The sequence below is a fragment of the Microbispora sp. ATCC PTA-5024 genome, from assembly GCF_000511135.2.
Taxonomy (GTDB): domain Bacteria; phylum Actinomycetota; class Actinomycetes; order Streptosporangiales; family Streptosporangiaceae; genus Microbispora; species Microbispora corallina.
Window position 1 is genome coordinate 1 of the sequence record NZ_KI866522.1, and the last position, 17,932, is coordinate 17,932.

Sequence of the window (17,932 nt, forward strand, 5' to 3'; positions counted from 1 at the left end):
TCGCCCCTCCGCGCAAACCCAGCACCCAGCGCCTCCGCGCAAACCCAGCACCCAGCGCCTCCGCGCAAACCCACCACCCCGGCCCCCGCATAACCCACCACCGCAACCCGTCACCCCCACAGCCGCCCACCCCGCAAAGCCACCGCCCCGAGCGGCAGAACGTGTGACCGGGGCTCACGCGGTGGGGAGGGGGCGCTAGGCTGGAGCGGCCGGGCCACCCTGAACCGCGGGTGGCCTTCGTCGCTTTTCTAGAGAAGCCGCGGCTGCGTCGCATGACGCGACCAACAGACCGGTGGCGAACAGATCGGTAGGCCCGGGAGATTCGGGTAAGGGGCATCTTCCGCCCTGAGGAGACGGCCGAGAAGATGCGGGGCCGCGAGAGGGCGGCCGGCGAACCGGACGGATGAGCCGTCCGAGCATGTGACAGAGGACAGAAGTGAACAGAGAAGACGGGCGCGACGGCACGGGCCGTGGCGATGACAACCGCGAAGAGAGCAGGGACCGATCCGGGCGCCCCGGCGGCTTCCGCGCTGATGAGAGAGGCGGCGGCTCCGCAGGCCGCTACGGGGAGCGGCGTGACGCCCCCCGGGGAGATCGCGGCGACCGTGGCGAGCGCTCGTTCCGTTCCGACCGGCGCGGCTTCCGCGACCAGGGCCGGGGCGGAGGCTCCGGCGACCGTGACGCGCGTAGTGGGGGACGCTCCTACGGCGACCGCGACGGGTCCCGGAGCGGCGGTTTCCGGGATCGCGACGATCGTGGCGGTTACTCCCGCTCGGGCGAACGCGGCGGGTACGGCGACCGGGACAGGCCCCGCGCCTTCGGTTCCCGTGATGACGGCCGGGATCGGCGTGAAGGCGGTCCGGCCGATCGGCGGCCGCAGCGGCCGTTCGGCGAGCGCTCCTATGGAGAGCGGTCCTACGGCGACAGGGACGCCGCTCGTGGTGGCTACGGTTCCCGCGGCCGCGATGACCGTCCCGGCCGCCCGCCCCGTTCCGGGGAGCACGGCGACCGGCCGTTCCGGTCCGGGGACCGCGACGACCGTCGTGATCGCGGTGACCGCGGCGACAGGCCGTTCCGCTCCGACGACCGTCGCGACCGGCCGTTCCGCCCGGATGACCGGGGAGACCGCCCGTTCCGTCCCGACAGGCCCTTCCAGTCGGACGACCGACGGGAGCGGCCGTACCGCTCCGACGACCGCGGCGACCGGCCGAGCCGGCCGGGCTTCCGCGAGGGCGGCGGGCGTGACAGTGGCGGCTTCGGCGGCGACCGTCAGCGCGGGCAGGGCGGCGGTTTCGGCGGCAGGTACGGGTTCCGTGACGGCTCGCGTGACGGCTCGCGTGACGGCTCGCGAGACGGCTCCCGGAGTGGCTTCGGGTCGCGCGACGACCGGAGCGACCGTGGCGGACGTCCGTCCGGCGAGCGCCGCGACCGCTTCGACCGCGGCGACCGGCCCGACCGGCCCGACCGGCGGTTCGAGGGTGGCGACCGGCCTGAGCGGGGCCAGCGCTTTGAGGGTGGCGACCGGCCGCGCTTCCGTGATGGCGGTGCGCGTGATGGCGGTCGTCCGTACCGTGACCGTGACTCGGGTGCGGAGCGCGGCGACCGGCGGTACGGCGAGCGGGACGGCTTCCGCAGCGATGACCGCCCCCGGCGCGACAGCGACGACCGGCCGCGCCGCTCCTACGGCGACCGCGACGGTTCGCGCGGCTTCCCCCGGCGTGACCATGGCGACGACCGCGGCCGCGCCGGTTCCTACCGCGACCGTGAGGGGTCTCGCGGGTACGGGGACCGGGACGGCGGACGGCCCAGCCGCGGCCCTGGCGAGGGCGGACGCCCGTTCCGTGAGCGTGGCGCAGGCTTCGGCGAGCGCCGGCAGCGTCCCTTCTCGGACCGAGGCGATCGAAGTGACCGAGGTGACCGAGGTGATCGGGGCGACCGCGGCGACCGAGGTGATCGGGGCGACCGCGGTGGCCGTCCCGGCGCCGGCGACCGCCCGCGTCCGTTCAGCCGCGACGACGACCGGGGCGGCAGCCGTACCCGGTACGGCAAGCCGGCCGACTCGAAGCCGCGTGAGGAGATGCCCGAGCTGGAGGCGGACATCACGCCGGACGAGCTCGACCGCGAGGCCCGGGCCGAGCTGCGCTCGCTTCCGAACGACCTCGCCGACCTGGTGGCCAGCCACCTCGTGGCGGCCGGTCGAGCGCTGAGCGACGACGATCCCGAGCGGGCCTATGAGCACGCGAAGGTCGCCCGCCGCTTCGCCGCGCGGATCGGCGTCGTCAGGGAGGCCGCCGGCATCGCCGCGTACCACGCGGGGCAGTACGCCGAGGCCCTCGGCGACCTCCGCGCGGCGCGGCGGATGAACGGCTCGGACGAGTACCTGCCGGTGATGGCGGACTGCGAGCGCGGCCTCGGGCGTCCGGAGCGGGCGCTGGACCTGGTGCGTTCCCCGGAGGCCGAGCGCCTGAACCGGGCGGGCAAGATCGAGCTGGCCATCGTCGAGTCCGGCGCGCGCCGCGACCTCGGCCAGCACGACGCTGCTGTGATCACGCTGCAGCGTCTTCCCGAGCTGCGCGACCCCCAGCCGAAGCCCTGGTCGGCCCGGCTGGCCTTCGCCTACGCCGACGCCCTGGCCGACGCCGGGCACGAGGCCGCCGCCACGGACTGGTTCTCCCGGGCGATGGCCTTCGACGAGAACGGCGAGACCGACGCGGCCGAGCGGTACGCCGAGCTCACCGGCGACGTGATCGATGACATCGAGGACATCGAGGAAGATCTCGACAGTGAGCTCGACGACCTCGGCGACGAGATCACCGAGGACGTCGAGGACAAGCTCGTCGAGGACCTCGCCGAGGGCGCCGACGACGATCTCGATGACGATCTCGACGACGTGGACGCCGCCGAGGACCTGAACGACCTCGACGAGGCCGAGGTCGACGAGGACGAGGAGGGCGAGGTCGACGAGGACGAGGAGGGCGAGGTCGACGACCTCGAGGACTCCGAGGACTCTGAGGACTCCGAGGCCGACCTCGCTGGGGAGGTTGCCGCCTCCCCGGCCGGCGAGACCGAAGACGAGGACGTCGCCGGCCAGGCCGACGAGGACACGTCCACGGACAGTGGCGACGAGCCCGAGACGGCGGCCGACGCCGGTGGCCGTTCCGACGAGAACGAGGACGAGGACGCCGAAACCACGAGCGCGGCGACGACCGGTGTGCCGGCCTTCGGCCCCGCGTTCATCGAGCCCGACTTCGGCGACGTCCTGGACGACGCCGCCGACGATCGGACGAAGCGCCAGCCCTGATCGGCCCGTCTTCGACGCGAGCGGTTCCGTACGGCACCACGCCGTACGGAACCGCTCGCGGGCGGGACGTGCGGCGACCGGCGTCTACCACGTCAGCTGTGACGCGGGCTCGGGGTGTGGCGTCAGGCGTCGGGGACGCGGTCCAGCCAGTGCATGATGCCCGCGACGTTGGACGGCGCGCCGCTGAGCAGCTCGAACTGCTCGGCCGTCGTCTCGTCCGCCCGTAGCGCGGCGTACCGTTCCCGCGTGCGGTCGCGGACCATGGCGACGGCGTGGTCCAAGTCCAGGCCTTCCGAGCGGGCCTGCTTGGTGAGGTCCACCCAGACGCGCAGTTCCTCGGCCGATCGTTCGAGCGTCGCGGGCACGTCGTCGACCGGCCCGTAGTGACTGAACAGCAGCCGCTGCGGGCCGAGCGCCGAGAACAGCGCGATCGAGTCGAGGGCGACCCCCAGGTCGAAGTCCGGCGGCGGGGTGGCCGGCCGCAGGTCGCCGGTCTCGGGGAGGTAGACGCCGGCCGCGTCGCCCACGTACAGGTCGCCGGTGAGCGAGTCCAGCAGCCCGACGTGGTGCTTGGCGTGGCCGGGGGAGTAGTGGCTGGCCAGGGTCCGGCCGTTGCCCAGGTCGATCGCCCCGGTGTCGCCGAGGGCGCGGATCCGCGCGGCGTCGGTGGGGGCGAGGCTGCCGAACAGCGTGTCGAGCTTGTCGCCCCACACCATCTTCGCGCTGGCCATGAGGCGTGAGGGGTCGGCCAGGTGCCGGGCGCCCTTCTCATGGACGACGATCTCGGCTGAGGGGAAGTATCCCGCGATGTCCCCCACACCGCCCGCGTGGTCGAGGTGGATGTGCGTCACGACGACGGTTGCCAGGTCGTCCGGGCCGACGCCGAGCGAGGCGAGGGCGTCACTGACGACGGGCGCCGAGGTCGAGGTGCCGGTCTCGACGAGGCAGGGACGGTCGCCCAGGATCAGGTAGCCGGCGGTGATTCCGGAGTACCCGGCCATGCGGGTGTCGATCTCGTACACGTCGCCGCCGAGCGGCGTCACGTTGTCCACAGGCCACCTCGAGGTCGGTCCGGCATCCACAGAATGTCGTTCAGGTCGTCGACGCTCCAGCTTAATCGCCGACAGTGATCTCCTGCGTAGGAGAGGAGATCACATGCACCGCAACGAGGTGGTGCTGGTCGGCCGGCTGTCGATGCGTCCCATGCACCGGGAGTTGCCGAGCGGCACCCTGCTCACCCAGTGGCGGCTGGCCGTACGGCGGCCGGCCAGCCGGCCAGGACATCAGCGTTCGGACGCGATCGAGTGCGCCACGTTCGACGACGGCGTGCGCGAGATGGTCCTGGGCTGGCAGGTCGACGACGTCGTCCAGGTGGAGGGGGCGATGCGCCGCCGGTGGTGGCGCGGCGGCAGCCGCTACGAGGTCGAGGTGGGCACCGCCCGGCGCCTCCACGCCGCCGCCCGGACGCCCTCCGGCGAAGCCGCAACAGAGCAACCGGACGCGAACCGGACGGCCGAGGTCGTGCCGGCCGAGCGGGCCGACGTGCAGGCGCCCCGCCGACCGGCGAGGGACGAGGATCTCGAGGTTTCCCGAATCGTCAACGATCCGTCATCGGACGAGGACGAAGGGTAAGGTCCGTGGCTGTGGTGGAGACGGAGACGGAGAGCAGGGTCGCGACGCTGGAGCGGGTGGCGGGCAAGCTGCTCCTGAACGGCGAGCACACGGGGGTGCGGCTGGAGCGAATCGAGGTCGGCGTGACCGATCTCGGCGACCGATTCAGCGGCCTCGACAAGAGGGTCAGCGATCTCGACACGAAAGTAGACGAGGTCGTCACGAAGACCGCGCTGGTCGAGACGCGCCTGGACTGCGTCGAGACACGGCTCGACGGTGTGGAGTCCCGTCTCACGGTCGTCGAGACACGGCTCGACGGCGTGGAATCGGGCCTGGCGAACGTTGAGACACGGCTCGAGGGTGTGGAATCGCGTCTCACGGGCGTTGAGGTGCGGCTCGACGGTGTGGAATCGCGCCTGACGAACGTTGAGACACGGCTCGATGGAGTGGAATCGCGTCTCACGGGCGTTGAGGTGCGGCTCGACGGTGTGGAGTCCCGTCTCACGGGCGTTGAGGTGCGGCTCGACGGTGTGGAGTCCCGTCTCACGGGCGTTGAGGTGCGGCTCGACAGTATGGAAACTCGTCTCACGGGCCTCGAGACGCGGATGGGCCATCTCGAAAACCGGATGGGCGGTCTCGAGACGCGGATGGGCGATCTCGAGGACGTGGTGAACGAGCAGGCCAGGGTCGCGGACGCCCGTCACAAGGCTGTGGTGGGCATGATCCAGGAGGTGCTCGACCGGCTGAAGGAACGCTGAGCCGCCGGCGGCGTCCGGGTCACTCCGCGGCGAACGTCCGCATGACGAGTCCGGTCCGGGGCTTGGGGCCGAACGAGGTCGACTTACGCGGCACCCGTTCGCCCTGCGCCGCCACGGTCAGGACGTCCGCCGTCGACAGCGGGTTCATCAGCACGGCCGTCCCGCCGTGCCGTTGAGCGAGCCGTACGGCGGCGAGGGGGTCGTGGTGCACGACCAGCACCGCGTCCTCGCTGTCGTCGATGCCCCAGACCTTCGGCAGCAGGAACAGCGTGAGGATGGAGGTGGGCAACGCCCGCCACCGCGCCGAGCGGCCGGGCGGCATCGCCCGTTCGACCTGCAGGGGGTCCGGATCGGTGAGCAGGTGGGAAGAGCCCTCGCCGGCGAGCACGAACGCCGGCCCCGTCGCCGTGGCGAGGCCCGCCAGGGCGTCCTCCAATGCGGCGAACTCGTGGACCTGCCAGGCGCCCTTGGCCCGGGCCGCCGCCTCCTGCAGGGGCAGGGCCGGGATCACCCGGTGGATCGCACGCAGCTCGGGCGGGTAGTGCGTGGAGTCGACGAGGTAGGCGAGGCCGTAGTCCCAGGGCCCCGGGCCGAGGTGATCGGTCCGGAGGGCCTCGTACGTGGCGTAGCGGTGGTGGCCGTCCGCGATCAGGGCCTGCCGGTCGCGCAGGTCCTCGCCCACCGCGGCGATCTCGTCTGGGTCGGTCAGCGCCCACAGCCGGTGATGGACGCCGTCCCGGGTCCGTACGTCGATCTGGGGGAAGCGCTGCGCCGCCACGTCGTCGACGAGGCGCGAGGCGGTCCCGCCGCCCTCGTACAGCAGGAAGATCGGTTCGAGGTTGGCCTGGGTGGCCCGCATGAGCGCGAGCCGGTCGGCGACCGGGCCCGGCATGACGTTCTCGTGGGGCAGCACCGACGTCGAGCCGACGCCCAGCGCGCCGATCAGCCCACGCTGCAGGAATCCCACGCCGCTCTGCTCGTACACGTACAGCGCGGGAAGCGGGTCGACGGTCAGCACGCCCGACGCCAGCCACTCGCTCAGCTCGGCCCTGGCCTCGCCGTAGTGCCCGGCACCGGGAAGGATCAGGCGCGCCACGTTGTTCGGATGACGACCGAGCAGTTCGCGGAATTCCTCGGGGGAGATCAGATCGTACGGTGGAGAGGTGACGGCGCCCAGATCGTCCACTGTGAATCGGACGCCACGGAAGGGACGCAGCACCAGTCCCGTCCGTTCAGAACTCTCCATACCGGGCATGTTGCCATAAGGCCCGGACTCCCCGATGCTGCGGTGCCCGGTTCTTGATGAAATCGGATTGCAGGAGGGCTTACCCGATGATCCAGGGACGAAACGACGCGTCCGACTCCTCACCCGATCCGGGCGGCACGCCCTCCGGCGATGTCTATGACTGGTTCCGCCGTGGCACCAAGCTTCTGGAGGAAGGCAGTCCGGCCGCGGCGGCGGCCATTCTCGAACGGGCCGCGCAGGCCGAGCCCGAGTCGCGCAGCATTCGAGAGGCGCTGGCCCGGGCTCAGTTCAATTCCCGGCAGTACGACGAGGCCGCCGGCAGTTTCCGCTGGATAGTGGACGCCAATCCCGTCGAGGACTACGCGTATTTCGGGCTGGGCCTGGCGTTGTGGCGCAGCGGCGACATCGAGGCCGCCCAGGAGCCGCTGGCCGTCGCCGTGGCGATGCGGCCCGACCAGCGGCACTACGTGTCGGCCTTGAAGCAGGTCCAGGCGACGTTGCGCGCGAGGCGGGCATGACGGCCCAGACCCTGGTCGACGGCTACGACACCCTGCTGCTCGACCTCGACGGCGTCGTCTACCTCGGCCGGCGGGCCGTCCCCGGCGCCCCCGAGGCGCTGGAGCAGGCCAGGGCCAAGGGCGCGCGGCTCGCCTTCGTGACGAACAACGCGTCCCGTACGCCGGGCGCCATCGCGCAACACCTCACCGACCTCGGCGTCCCGGCCGGTCCCGAGGACGTCGTGACGTCCGCCCAGGCCGCCGCCCGCCTCATCGCCGAGCACGTCCCGGCCGGGTCCGCGGTGCTCGTCGTCGGCGGCATGGGCCTGCGGACGGCCCTGCGCGCCCACGGCCTGCGACCCGTCACGACGGCCCTCGACGAGCCCGCCGCGGTGGTGCAGGGAATCTCCGACACCCTGTCGTACGGGCTGATCGCGGAGGGCGCACTGGCCGTGCGGCGGGGCGCGTGGTTCGTCGCGGCCAACGGCGACGCCACCATGCCCACCGGGCGCGGCGAACTGCCCGGGAACGGGTCGATGAGCCGGGTGATCGCCACGGCCACCGGCGTCGAGCCGGTCGTCGCGGGCAAGCCGGAGCCGCCTCTCCACCGCGAGTCGATGATCCGCACGCACGCCCGGAGGCCGCTCATCGTGGGCGACCGCCTCGACACCGACATCGAGGCGGCGACCCGCGCCGGGGTGGACGGTCTGCTCGTCCTGACCGGGGTGACCACCCCGCTCGACCTGCTCACCGCCGCTCCCCACCACCGTCCCACCCACATCGCCGCCGATCTGGGCGGCCTGCACGCGGCCCCCGCGGAGGTACGGCGCGAGGGCGGCGGCTGGTCGTGCGGCGGCTGGACGGCCCGGTGGGAGGGCCGGCAGCTGACACTGGACGGCGGCGGCGACCCCGTCGACGGGCTGCGTGCCGCCTGCGCCACGGCATGGGAGGCCGCGGGGGACGGCCGGGCCGATGAGGACGCCGTGAAGCCCGCCCTCACCGTCATCGGCCTCTGACCACGCCTCACGAGACGTCCCCGGACCTCGGCCCGCCACCGGCTTCGGGGACGTCCGCAGGCGATGTGACGGGAGCACCCGTACGTCGTATTGGGAGGCGTGCGGAGGCCGCTCGGGAGCGTCCTGCCGCTCAGCAGGAGCGCAGGAGCTGAGAGGACAGCTCCAGTCGCCCTGAAATGCCCTGTGCTTCGGTGGCGGGCTCGTCCAGGGCGATCGTGACGGGTCGCGGGCAGTGGGCGCGCAGGGCCGCCGGGAGGCGTCCTGCATCCCCGTAGGGACCGGCCGGGACGCGCGGAGGTATCAGAGGAGCTTGCGGAGCCGGAGCAGGTCGCCGAGGCTGGCGTCGATCTTCACGCGGCCGCCCAGCAGGGCACGGGCCATGTCCAGCTCGCCGTTCACCATGGAGATGAGGTCCTCGCTGCCGAGCGTGAGCTTGACCTCGGCGGGACGGCCGTCCTCCGGCGGCACCTCCTTGAACGGATCCAGCCCGTCGTGGTGGATACGGCCGTAGAAGGTGACGCCGAGGTCGGAGATCCGGCAGGCGAGCCGGCGCTCGACCACGTGCTTCGCACGGTCCTCTTCGCTGATCTCCTGAAACTGCTCGACCAGCTTCTCCAGCGCCGCCCTGCATTCCTCGACGGTCGCCATGCACCTGCCCTTTCCTCGCGATCCCCGGCCATGCCCTCTTTCTACCGACAGTAGCTTTCCACGAGACCGGCGCGCGAAATACACAACCCCGATGTGGAACAAACGGCGGGTCGCGGGCCGTTGGCCGCCCCGGGAGGACGGGTTCGCGCCCCATCGTCCCGGAAGACGTACGGCAAGGACCCGGAGCGCGGCGCGAGTGTCGGTGCCGTCCGATAGCGTCAGGGCGACCGGCAAGTGAGCGCCGGCGACGGCGTCATGGGGAGGGGACCGATGACGGACAGCGGCATCGAGGCGGCCGAGGGACGCGTTCCCGGCGGCCTGGCGGGTGTCCCCGGTCTCGCTACAGGCTCCGGCGTCTCCGATCCCGCTACAGGCTCCGGCGTCTCCGATCCGGGCTCCGGCTCCGGCGTCGCCGAGGCCCCCCGGGCATCCGGGCCCGCCCCTCTCGACGTCACGCCGGCAGGCCCTGTTCCGGTCTCGCCCGCCGCCGGCGTTCCGGCCTCGCCTGCCACCGCGGTTCCAGGCGTCGAAAGCGAGCAGACGGGCGTGAAGCGTCTGCCCTCTCCTCTGGACCTCGCCTCCGCCGGCCGCGGTCCCGCCTCCCCGGCCGCCGGCGTTCCCGGCGCAGGCTCGCCAACCGTGGGCGTTCCGGGTCCGGGCTCGCCGGCCGGCGGCGTTCCGGGCCCTGTGAGCGTGCAGGCGGCGCTGGAGCCGCTCGGACGGCTCGGCCGGACGCCGGTGTCCGGTCACGTCACCATCTTCGAGGAGGTCCTCACCGGCCTGGAGGCGGTCCTCGCCTCGGTCGACGAGCCCGCCGAACCCGCCGAACCCGCCGAACCCGCCGAACCCACCGAACCCACCGAACCCACAGTGCCCGCCGCCGCTGGGCGCCCCGCTTCGGGTGTGGAGGCCGCCCGGTGACGAGGCTGCCACGCCCCTCGTCCCGCCTCCGTACGGCCGGAGGCCGAGGGTGAAGCGCGTCCGCCTCGACAGCGAACTGGTGCGCCGGGGGCTCGCCCGATCCCGTGAGCAGGCCGCGCAGCTGATCGAGGACGGCCGCGTGAGCGTCGGAGGGCGGGTCGCGGGAAAGCCGGCCACCCAGGTGGACACCGCCGCCGCGATCCTCGTCGCCGAGACCTCGGAGGGCCCCGACTACGTCTCCCGGGGGGCGCACAAGCTGCTCGGCGCCCTGCGCGCCTTCGAGGGCCTGACCGTCGAGGGCCGCCGCTGCCTGGACGCGGGCGCCTCCACCGGCGGCTTCACCGACGTCCTGCTCCGGCACGGCGCCGCGCACGTGCTCGCCGTGGACGTCGGGTACGGCCAGCTCGCCTGGTCGCTGCGCACCGACGAGCGCGTCACCGTCATGGAGCGGGTGAACGTCCGCGACCTCACGCCCGAGATGGTGGGGGAGCCGCCCACGCTGATCGTCGGCGACCTGTCGTTCATCTCGCTCCGCCTGGTGCTGCCTGCGCTGGTCGCCTGCGCCGCGGACGTCGCGGAGTTCGCCATGCTGGTGAAGCCGCAGTTCGAGGTCGGCAAGGATCGCGTCGGCGCCGGTGGCGTCGTACGGGACCCCGATCTGCGGGCCGAGGTCGTGCGCGACGTGGCCACCGCGGCCCAGGCGCTGGGCCTCACGGTGAAGGGCGTGACCGCGAGCCCGCTGCCCGGGCCGTCCGGGAACGTGGAGTACGTCCTGTGGCTCGGGAAGGGGACGGGGCACGCCGCCGTTCCCGATGTCGGAGAGGCCGTCGAGCGGGCGGTCGCGGAGGGACCTCGATGACTCCCGCGCCCCTGGGTCACGCGGGCACCGGTGCGGGTGCCCAGGCCGGACGCCGCCGGCGGGACGGCGGGCGACCAGTGCGAGCGGCTGGACCGAGGCGACGGGCGCGAGGGGCCGCGGCCGGCGGCGTCCACGAACTGGAGACGGTGAGCGACGGGTGAACATCAAGCGGACGATCCTCGTCACGGCGCACACGGGCCGCGAGGCGGCCGTGCTGAGCGCCAGGCTGGTCATGAACCGCCTCATCGACGCGGGCCTGAACGTCCGGGTGCTCGACGACGAGGCGGAGGAGATCGGCTGCGCCGGGGCCGACGTCGTCCCCGACCACGCCTCGGCTCTCGACGACGCCGAGCTGATCATCGTTCTGGGCGGCGACGGCACGCTGCTGCGGGCCGCCGAGCTCGCCCGCCCCGCCCGGGTGCCGCTGCTCGGGGTCAATCTCGGGCACGTCGGCTTCCTCGCCGAGGCCGAGGTCGAAGACCTCAACGTGGCCGTCGACCGGGTGGTCGAGGGCCGCTACGAGGTCGAGGAACGGATGACGATCGAGGTCCTCGTCCGCCTGAACGGCTCCGTGGTCGCGCAGACGTGGGCCCTCAACGAGGCCAGCGTCGAGAAGGTCGATCGCATGCTGGAGGTCGTGGCCGAGATCGACGGCCGTCCGCTGTCCCGCTGGGGGTGCGACGGCGTTATCTGCGCGACGCCGACCGGCTCGACCGCGTACGCGTTCTCCGCCGGGGGGCCGGTCGTGTGGCCGGAGGTCGAGGCGCTGCTGCTGGTGCCGAACAGCGCGCACGCCCTGTTCGCCCGGCCGATGGTCGTGTCCCCGCGGTCCACGCTGGCCGTCGAGATCATCCCGGAGACCAGCCCGGCGGTGCTGTGGTGCGACGGGCGCCGCCGCTTCGACATCCCGCCAGGCAGCCGCCTCGAGGTGCGACGGGGAACCGTCCCGGTGCGGCTGGCCCGGCTGCTGGGGGCGGAGTCGACCGGCGCGCCGTTCACCGACCGCCTGGTGGCCAAGTTCGGGCTGCCCGTGGAGGGCTGGCGCGGCCGCGTCCGCACCGGTTCGGCGCCGGGCGAACTCTCTGGGTGATCCGCCTGGGAGTGATCTGTCCGCCGTCGATCCCGTTTGCCCGGTGACCAGCGGAGACTTGTCCACAGATCGCCGTGGAGGCGTCCACGGCGAATCCGACTCCTCGAAAATCTTGACGAGTAGCGCGTAGGATCTCTGGCGAGTTCGGTCGGCAAAACGGGAGGGACCAGTGCGGCCACGGGTCGAGGAGGTCCGCATCCAGGGGCTCGGCGTCATCGACGAGGCCGTTCTGGAGCTGTCACCGGGATTCACCGTCGTCACTGGTGAGACGGGTGCGGGCAAGACGATGGTCGTCACCGGCCTCGGCCTGCTGTTCGGCGGCCGGGCCGATCCCGCGCGGGTCCGTCCCGGAGCGGACAAGGCCCTCGTCGAGGGCACACTCGTCATCGAGCCCGAGGGGCGGGTGGCCCAGCAGGTCGCCGACGTCGGGGGCGACGTCGAGGACGGTCAACTGATCATCTCGCGGTCCGTCTCCACGGAGGGCCGTTCCCGCGCCTGGCTGGGCGGCCGCTCGGTTCCGGTCGGGACGCTGACGTACATCGCGGACGACCTGGTGGCCGTGCACGGCCAGATGGACCAGCAGCGGCTGCTCCAGCCGGGCCGCCAGCGGGCGGCGCTGGACCGCTACGCGGGCGACGAGCTGGTCAAGCCACTTCGGGCCTACGAGCAGACGTACAAACGGCACAGGCAGGTCGGCGAGCTGCTCCAGGAGCTGACCGTCAAGGCCAGGGAGCGGGCGCAGGAGGCCGACGTGCTCCGGTTCGGCCTGGAGGAGATCGAGAAGGTCGAGCCCCGGTCGGGGGAGGACGCCGAGCTGAAGGAGGAGGCCGGGCGCCTGTCCCACGCCGACGCGCTGCGGACGGCCGCCACCACCGCCCACACGGCCCTCCTCGGCGACCCGATGTCGGGCGCGCAGGACCTGCAGGACGCGGTCTCACTGGTCGGCCAGGCCAAGGCGGCCGTGGAGTCGGTGCGCGATTTCGACCCGGCGCTCGCCGGGCTCGCCGACCGGCTGGCCGAGGCCGGATACCTGATCTCCGACGTGGCGACCGAGCTGGCCGCCTACGCCGAGTCCGTGGAGGCCGACCCGGCGCGGCTGGCCGCCGTCCAGGAACGCAGGTCGCTGCTCACCGGGCTCACCCGCAAGTACGGCGAGGACGTGGCGGCCGTGCTGGCCTGGGCCCAGCGGGCCGCCGCCCGCCTCACCGAGCTCGACGGCGACGACGAGCGGATCGAGGAGCTCACCCGGGAGCACGCCGAGCTGACCGGCCGGATGAAGGAACTGGCCGGAGAGCTGACGGTGATCCGGCAGGCCGCGGCGGAGCGGTTCGGCGACGCCGTCACCGCGGAGCTCACCGCCCTGGCCATGCCCTACGCACGGGTGAGCGTGGCCATCACGCCCGGAGAGTTCGGCCCGCACGGCGCCGACGAGGTGGAGCTGCGCCTCGCCTCCCACCCCGCGGCTCCGCCGCTGCCGCTGACCAAGGGCGCGTCCGGCGGTGAGCTGAGCCGCGTGATGCTCGCCATCGAGGTCGTGTTCGCCGGGGCCGACCCCGTGCCGACGTTCGTGTTCGACGAGGTCGACGCCGGTGTGGGCGGCAAGGCGGCCGTCGAGATCGGCAGGCGGCTGGCGAAGCTCGCCCGGACGGCCCAGGTGATCGTGGTCACCCACCTGCCGCAGGTCGCGGCCTTCGCCGACCAGCACCTGGTGGTGGAGAAGGCCAGCGACGGCAGCGTGGTCCGCAGCGGCGTGGTCGCCCTGACCCAGGAGGCCCGGGCGCGGGAGCTGTCCCGGATGCTCGCCGGTCTGGAGGACTCCGAGCTCGGCCGGGCCCACGCGGCGGAGCTGCTGTCCATCGCCGCCGCCGACAAGGCCGCCTGGGAGGAGGAGGCCGCCGCCCCCGCGAAGCGCCGCGCCGGCTCCGCCGCCAAACGCCCCGCCTGACCTGAGCCCGTCCGACGGCCGCACTTCGCCCGCGCCATCAATCGTCCGCAGGGGGCGTCCGGGAGGGGCCGCTCAGCGGGCGTACGTGCGGCGGCGGAGCAGGAGGCCGGCGGCGGACGCGGCAGTGATCAGGAGACCGGTCACCACCAGGGCGCGTCCGTCGGGCCCGGCGTCGCCGCCGGCCCCGGTTTCCGCCGCTCCCGCGGGCGTCGTGACGACGGCGTCCCGGCCGCGCCCGGACGGCCGCGTCCCCACGCCGCCGTCGTCCGCCGTGGAGGCCGTCACGGACGCGGTCACGGTCGCGGTGACGGTGCGGGTCGGCCGGGGGCTGCCAGACGAGGACGAAGGAGTCGGCGTGGCCGGAGGGCTGCTCGACGGCCCGGCGGCCGTGACGGTCAGCGGGTAGGCCGTCAGGGCGGCCGCGTTCAGGACCTCGCACCGGATCAACGGGTGCGTGGGCGTGTCACCGACGTTGAGGGCGGCCGGTTTCACACTCGCCGTTCCGGCGTTGGCCGAGGTCGTCCTCAGGGATACCTCGCCCGGCGGCAGCGCGATGACCTGTCCCGCGCCGACCGGGCCGAGGGTCCCCACCCCGGTGGCGGAGGTGAGCCGGCTCAGCCCGCTGATCGAGGCGTAGGCGTACAGGCTCGCGCCGGTCAGGCCGGAGGCGGGCGCTCGCAGCGCGGTTCCGTCGGCGTACGTCCCGTGCCAGCCGATCGTCATCTGCTGCCCGGTCGTGGCCGCGGCCGGCATCGTCATCTCGACCTTCACCCTGACGTCCTGCGTGCCGGCCACACCCTCCGTGGTGCACCGGTACTCGACCACGTCGCCGGCGGCGTGAGCGGGAGCGGGCGCCGGAAAGCCGAGGAGGGCCGCACCGGCCGTCAGGGCGGCGGTGGTGAAGGCGGCGGAGAGCGTGCGGACGCGCAAGGGGGGACTCCCGGGGGTGCGGAGCGGGCGTCAGTCATGACCGCCCACGAGGCCGCCGGGTTGTCACCGTGTCCTCATCCGGACACCGGCAGACGGTCCGCACGTGGGCGGTTTGGGAGGGAAGGCGGCGGGCAGAGGGGACGTCCGGAACGGAGGGTCCGCATGGTCGAGCGCGGGACGTCGTGAACGGGGGAGACCTGGGCCTTCCGGGATGTCCGAACGTCCGAGGGGCCGTCCTGAGGGGGTGACGACATCCCTGACTTGCTCCAACAAAACCGACGGGTCGTGGGGTGCGGGAGCGTGCCGGCCGCCGCCTCTGGCAGGATGGTCATGATGAAGGTCCCGAGCTTGAATGTTCCGGGCCTCCGCCGCAGGAAGGTCGACGACCTTCCCGGGGTGACGGCAGTGGCGAGAATCGACAGGCGGACCAAGAGGCTGACCAAGCGCCTCCAGGCCGGGGAAATCGCGATTATCGATCACGTCGACATCGACCGGGTCAGCGGGGAGGCTCTGGTCGCGTGTGGGGTGGCGGCGGTCGTGAACGTCGCCGCCAGCATCAGCGGCCGCTACCCCAACCTCGGGCCGCGCATCCTCCTCGACGCCGGCATCCCGCTCGTCGACGCCGCCTCCCCCGAGTTGTTCGAACGGATCAAGGACGGCGACGTCGTCCGCGTCCACGACGGCATGATCTACCTCGACGAGGAACTGGTCGGCAAGGGCCAGACCCAGACCGCCGAGACGATCGACGCCGCGATGACCGAGGCCCGCGCGGGCTTCGCCGTCCAGATCGAGGCGTTCGTCGCCAACACCATGGAGTACGTCCGCCGCGAGCGCGACCTGCTGATCGACGGTGTGGGCGTGCCCGACATCCGGACGTCCATGGACGACCGGCACGTCCTCATCGTGGTCCGGGGGTACCACTACAAGGAGGACATCGCGACGCTCCGGCCGTACATCCGGGAGTACCGCCCGGTGCTCATCGGCGTGGACGGCGGCGCCGACGCGCTGCTGGAGGCCGGATACGTCCCCGACATCATCGTGGGCGACTTCGACTCGGTCTCGGAGAAGGCCCTGTGCTGCGGCGCCGAGCTCGTGGTCCACGCCTACCGCGACGGCCGGGCCCCCGGCCTGGAGCGCGTGCACCGGCTCGGCCAGGAGGCGGTGGTGTTCCCCGCGACCGGGACGAGCGAGGACATCGCGATGCTGCTCGCCGACGACAAGGGCGCCTCGCTGATCGTCGCCGTCGGCACCCACTGGACGCTCGACGAGTTCCTGGACAAGGGCAGGTCCGGGATGGCGAGCACCTTCCTCACACGGCTGCGCGTGGGCAGCAAGCTCGTGGACGCCAAGGGCGTCAGCCGGCTCTACCGCAGCCGGATCTCCACGCCCTCCCTGCTGTTGCTCGTGGCGACGACGATGGTGACCATCGGCGTGGTGCTCTCGGTCTCGCCGATCGGCCAGGTCTGGCTGAACGGCCTGCGCGTCGCCTGGAACGGCTTCGTCTTCTGGCTGGTCGGACTCTTCTCGTGATCGATTTCCGTTATCACCTCGTCTCGATCGTGGCGATCTTCCTGGCGCTCACGGTCGGCATCGTGCTGGGCAGCACGGTCCTCGAACCCACCTTCTTCAAGTCGGCGGAGGAGATGACCGCCTCGCTGCGGAAGGCGAACGAGAGCTACATCACCCAGATCTCCGACCTGCAGACCCGGGAGGAGGGCGGCGACTCCTTCGTCACCAACCACACCTCGGAGCTGGTCCGCGGCCAGCTCGCCGGGGAGCGGGTGGTGCTCGTGGAGGCCCCCGGCGCGCCCGCCGGCATGCGCGACCCGATCCAGAAGCTGATCAGCAGCGCGGGGGCCGTCTACACCGGCCGGGTCAGCCTGACCGACAAGTTCACGGCGAGCGACCAGGAGTCCGTGGTCGACAGCCTCGCCGCCACCGTCGCCCCCGCCGGCTTCCACTTCGCCGACGGCGCCACGGCGTACGACAAGGCGGCGGCGGTCCTGTCCGGCGCGATCGTGACGGGCGACCGCACCCAGGCCGGCCGCGCCAACCCCTCGATGACCGGCGTGCTGGAGGCGTTCCAGGCAGGCGACTTCCTGACCGTGAGCGGCAACCCCGACCAGCGGGCGACGATGGCGATCGTGCTCGCCCCGGCCCAGCCGTACGAGGGGGAGGACGCGGACAAGCAGACCGGGGCGATCGTGTCGGTCGCGGCCGGGCTCGACTCGTCCGACCTCGGGACCGTGCTGGCGGGCACCACGACCGCGTCCGCGGCGACCGGGGTCATCGGGGTGCTCCACGACACCGGCGAGGCCGCCTCGAACGTCTCCACCGTGGACACCGTCGATATCCCCGCGGGCCGTGTCGCGGTCGTCTACGCTCTGCGGGAGCAACTGGCCGGGCGTTCCGGAGCGTACGGCGTCGGGAGCGGGTCCACGGCCTTCGAGCCGGCCGTCGCCCCCACCCCCACTCCCAGCCCGGCGACGTCGCGAGGGTAGACGGCACGCGTCCGCCCCGCCCGGCAGCCACCCAGACGTCCCCGCGACCAGCGGGACCCCGAGAGAAGGAACCAGCCGTGGCCACACGCTCCCCGGCCGGGACGCGCGCAGCGGCCCTGATCGGCGCCGCGCTCGGCGCCGTCGCGGCCCGCGCGGCCTACGCCGCCTTCCGCCGCCGCCCGCCGCTCGGCGACGAGAAGACCGCCGACGAGTACTGGACCCGGGTCAACCACCGGGGAGAGCCGGTCACGCTGCTGGAGGGCCCGGCCTTCGTCGCCGGTACGGCCGCGGCCGTCGCGCTCACCCCCGGGCTGCCCCTGCGCGCCCGCGTCGCCGCCCTGCTGGCCGGGGCGGGCAGCGGCGTCCTCGGGGCGTACGACGACGTGACCGGGACGTCCTCCTCCAAGGGCTTCAAGGGCCACCTCGCGGCGCTCGCGCGGGGCGAGGTCACCAGCGGCGCCGTGAAGATCCTCGGCATCGGGGCGGCCGGGCTCGCGGCCGCCGCCCTCGCCCCGCGCCCGCCGTCGTCCGCGGCCGCCAGGGCCGTCGACACGCTCGTGGACGGGGCGCTCGTCGCGGGCGCCGCCAACCTCGCCAACCTCTTCGACC

15 protein-coding genes and 1 pseudogene are annotated in these 17,932 nt (G+C 73.1%); 12 read left to right on the top strand and 4 right to left on the bottom strand.

Annotation, left to right across the window (positions count from 1 at the left end):
- Nucleotides 1–2,077: 2,077 nt before the first annotated feature.
- Nucleotides 2,078–3,301 carry a hypothetical protein gene (locus MPTA5024_RS41695; protein ID WP_084369583.1) on the top strand — a complete coding sequence of 408 codons (1,224 nt, stop codon included), beginning with the start codon at nucleotides 2,078–2,080 and terminating at the stop codon, nucleotides 3,299–3,301.
- A 122-nt stretch (nucleotides 3,302–3,423) separates the two neighbouring features.
- On the opposite strand, the gene MPTA5024_RS00010 is transcribed toward MPTA5024_RS41695, so the two are convergent.
- Nucleotides 3,424–4,353: an MBL fold metallo-hydrolase gene (locus MPTA5024_RS00010; protein ID WP_036318439.1), complete on the bottom strand. Its 930-nt coding sequence runs from the start codon at nucleotides 4,351–4,353 to the stop codon at nucleotides 3,424–3,426.
- A 103-nt stretch (nucleotides 4,354–4,456) separates the two neighbouring features.
- Here MPTA5024_RS00010 and MPTA5024_RS41700 point away from each other — a divergent pair, with 103 nt between their 5' ends.
- Together MPTA5024_RS41700 and MPTA5024_RS41705 are read left to right on the top strand one after the other, a co-directional pair.
- Nucleotides 4,457–4,933, top strand: a complete 477-nt coding sequence (locus MPTA5024_RS41700) for a single-stranded DNA-binding protein (RefSeq protein ID WP_063794597.1) — start codon at nucleotides 4,457–4,459, stop codon at nucleotides 4,931–4,933.
- Between the two features lie 5 nt (nucleotides 4,934–4,938).
- Entirely contained in the window at nucleotides 4,939–5,670 is a 732-nt protein-coding gene (locus tag MPTA5024_RS41705; protein WP_198166893.1) for a tropomyosin, read from the top strand.
- A 19-nt stretch (nucleotides 5,671–5,689) separates the two neighbouring features.
- On the opposite strand, the gene MPTA5024_RS00025 is transcribed toward MPTA5024_RS41705, so the two are convergent.
- Complete coding sequence (locus MPTA5024_RS00025; RefSeq protein WP_198166894.1) at nucleotides 5,690–6,916, bottom strand: DUF1015 family protein; 1,227 nt, start codon at nucleotides 6,914–6,916, stop codon at nucleotides 5,690–5,692.
- An 86-nt stretch (nucleotides 6,917–7,002) separates the two neighbouring features.
- On the opposite strand from MPTA5024_RS00025, the gene MPTA5024_RS00030 reads away from it, so the two are divergent.
- Both MPTA5024_RS00030 and MPTA5024_RS00035 read left to right on the top strand, forming a co-directional pair.
- The gene (locus tag MPTA5024_RS00030) at nucleotides 7,003–7,434 is read left to right on the top strand and encodes a tetratricopeptide repeat protein (protein WP_036318443.1); all 432 of its coding nucleotides are present in this window, start codon (nucleotides 7,003–7,005) and stop codon (nucleotides 7,432–7,434) included.
- Nucleotides 7,431–8,429 (top strand): HAD-IIA family hydrolase, encoded by a 999-nt coding sequence (locus MPTA5024_RS00035; protein WP_036318444.1) that lies wholly within the window; start codon nucleotides 7,431–7,433, stop codon nucleotides 8,427–8,429. Before MPTA5024_RS00030 ends, MPTA5024_RS00035 begins: the two co-directional genes overlap by 4 nt.
- 300 nt (nucleotides 8,430–8,729) lie before the next feature.
- On the opposite strand, the gene MPTA5024_RS00040 is transcribed toward MPTA5024_RS00035, so the two are convergent.
- The gene (locus tag MPTA5024_RS00040; RefSeq protein WP_036318445.1) at nucleotides 8,730–9,077 is read right to left on the bottom strand and encodes an SCP2 sterol-binding domain-containing protein; all 348 of its coding nucleotides are present in this window, start codon (nucleotides 9,075–9,077) and stop codon (nucleotides 8,730–8,732) included.
- 687 nt (nucleotides 9,078–9,764) lie between these two features.
- Here MPTA5024_RS00040 and MPTA5024_RS00045 point away from each other — a divergent pair.
- The 4 genes from MPTA5024_RS00045 (at nucleotide 9,765) to recN (ending at nucleotide 13,892) form a co-directional block, all read left to right on the top strand.
- Complete coding sequence (locus MPTA5024_RS00045; protein ID WP_036318446.1) at nucleotides 9,765–9,998, top strand: hypothetical protein; 234 nt, start codon at nucleotides 9,765–9,767, stop codon at nucleotides 9,996–9,998.
- 49 nt (nucleotides 9,999–10,047) lie between these two features.
- Nucleotides 10,048–10,857, top strand: a complete 810-nt coding sequence (locus MPTA5024_RS00050) for a TlyA family RNA methyltransferase (protein ID WP_036318448.1) — start codon at nucleotides 10,048–10,050, stop codon at nucleotides 10,855–10,857.
- Between the two features lie 157 nt (nucleotides 10,858–11,014).
- On the top strand, nucleotides 11,015–11,947 hold the full coding sequence (locus tag MPTA5024_RS00055) for an NAD kinase (RefSeq protein ID WP_036318449.1): 933 nt from the start codon (nucleotides 11,015–11,017) through the stop codon (nucleotides 11,945–11,947).
- Between the two features lie 169 nt (nucleotides 11,948–12,116).
- Nucleotides 12,117–13,892: a DNA repair protein RecN gene (gene recN / locus MPTA5024_RS00060; protein ID WP_051457550.1), complete on the top strand. Its 1,776-nt coding sequence runs from the start codon at nucleotides 12,117–12,119 to the stop codon at nucleotides 13,890–13,892.
- A 72-nt stretch (nucleotides 13,893–13,964) separates the two neighbouring features.
- On the opposite strand, the gene MPTA5024_RS00065 is transcribed toward recN, so the two are convergent.
- On the bottom strand, nucleotides 13,965–14,822 hold the full coding sequence (locus MPTA5024_RS00065; protein WP_036318451.1) for a hypothetical protein: 858 nt from the start codon (nucleotides 14,820–14,822) through the stop codon (nucleotides 13,965–13,967).
- Nucleotides 14,823–15,155: 333 nt separating this feature from the next.
- Here MPTA5024_RS00065 and steA point away from each other — a divergent pair, with 333 nt between their 5' ends.
- The 3 genes and pseudogenes from steA to MPTA5024_RS41710 form a co-directional block, all read left to right on the top strand.
- Nucleotides 15,156–16,352 carry a putative cytokinetic ring protein SteA gene (steA, locus tag MPTA5024_RS00070; protein WP_036322575.1) on the top strand — a complete coding sequence of 399 codons (1,197 nt, stop codon included), beginning with the start codon at nucleotides 15,156–15,158 and terminating at the stop codon, nucleotides 16,350–16,352.
- On the top strand, nucleotides 16,349–17,323 hold the full coding sequence (locus MPTA5024_RS00075; protein WP_036318453.1) for a copper transporter: 975 nt from the start codon (nucleotides 16,349–16,351) through the stop codon (nucleotides 17,321–17,323). Before steA ends, MPTA5024_RS00075 begins: the two co-directional genes overlap by 4 nt.
- Before the next feature lie 77 nt (nucleotides 17,324–17,400).
- A pseudogene (locus tag MPTA5024_RS41710) lies at nucleotides 17,401–17,932 on the top strand (hypothetical protein); the annotation flags it as partial.

What these genes read in the sequence shown, in the direction of transcription:
- MPTA5024_RS41695 (WP_084369583.1), top strand. Translation starts at nt 2,078, where the DNA reads ATGCCCGAGCTGGAGGCGGACATCACGCCGGACGAGCTCGACCGCGAG.
- MPTA5024_RS41700 (WP_063794597.1), top strand. Translation starts at nt 4,457, where the DNA reads ATGCACCGCAACGAGGTGGTGCTGGTCGGCCGGCTGTCGATGCGTCCC.
- MPTA5024_RS00025 (WP_198166894.1), bottom strand. Translation starts at nt 6,916, where the DNA reads ATGGAGAGTTCTGAACGGACGGGACTGGTGCTGCGTCCCTTCCGTGGC.
- MPTA5024_RS00030 (WP_036318443.1), top strand. Translation starts at nt 7,003, where the DNA reads ATGATCCAGGGACGAAACGACGCGTCCGACTCCTCACCCGATCCGGGC.
- MPTA5024_RS00035 (WP_036318444.1), top strand. Translation starts at nt 7,431, where the DNA reads ATGACGGCCCAGACCCTGGTCGACGGCTACGACACCCTGCTGCTCGAC.
- MPTA5024_RS00040 (WP_036318445.1), bottom strand. Translation starts at nt 9,077, where the DNA reads ATGGCGACCGTCGAGGAATGCAGGGCGGCGCTGGAGAAGCTGGTCGAG.
- steA (WP_036322575.1), top strand. Translation starts at nt 15,156, where the DNA reads ATGAAGGTCCCGAGCTTGAATGTTCCGGGCCTCCGCCGCAGGAAGGTC.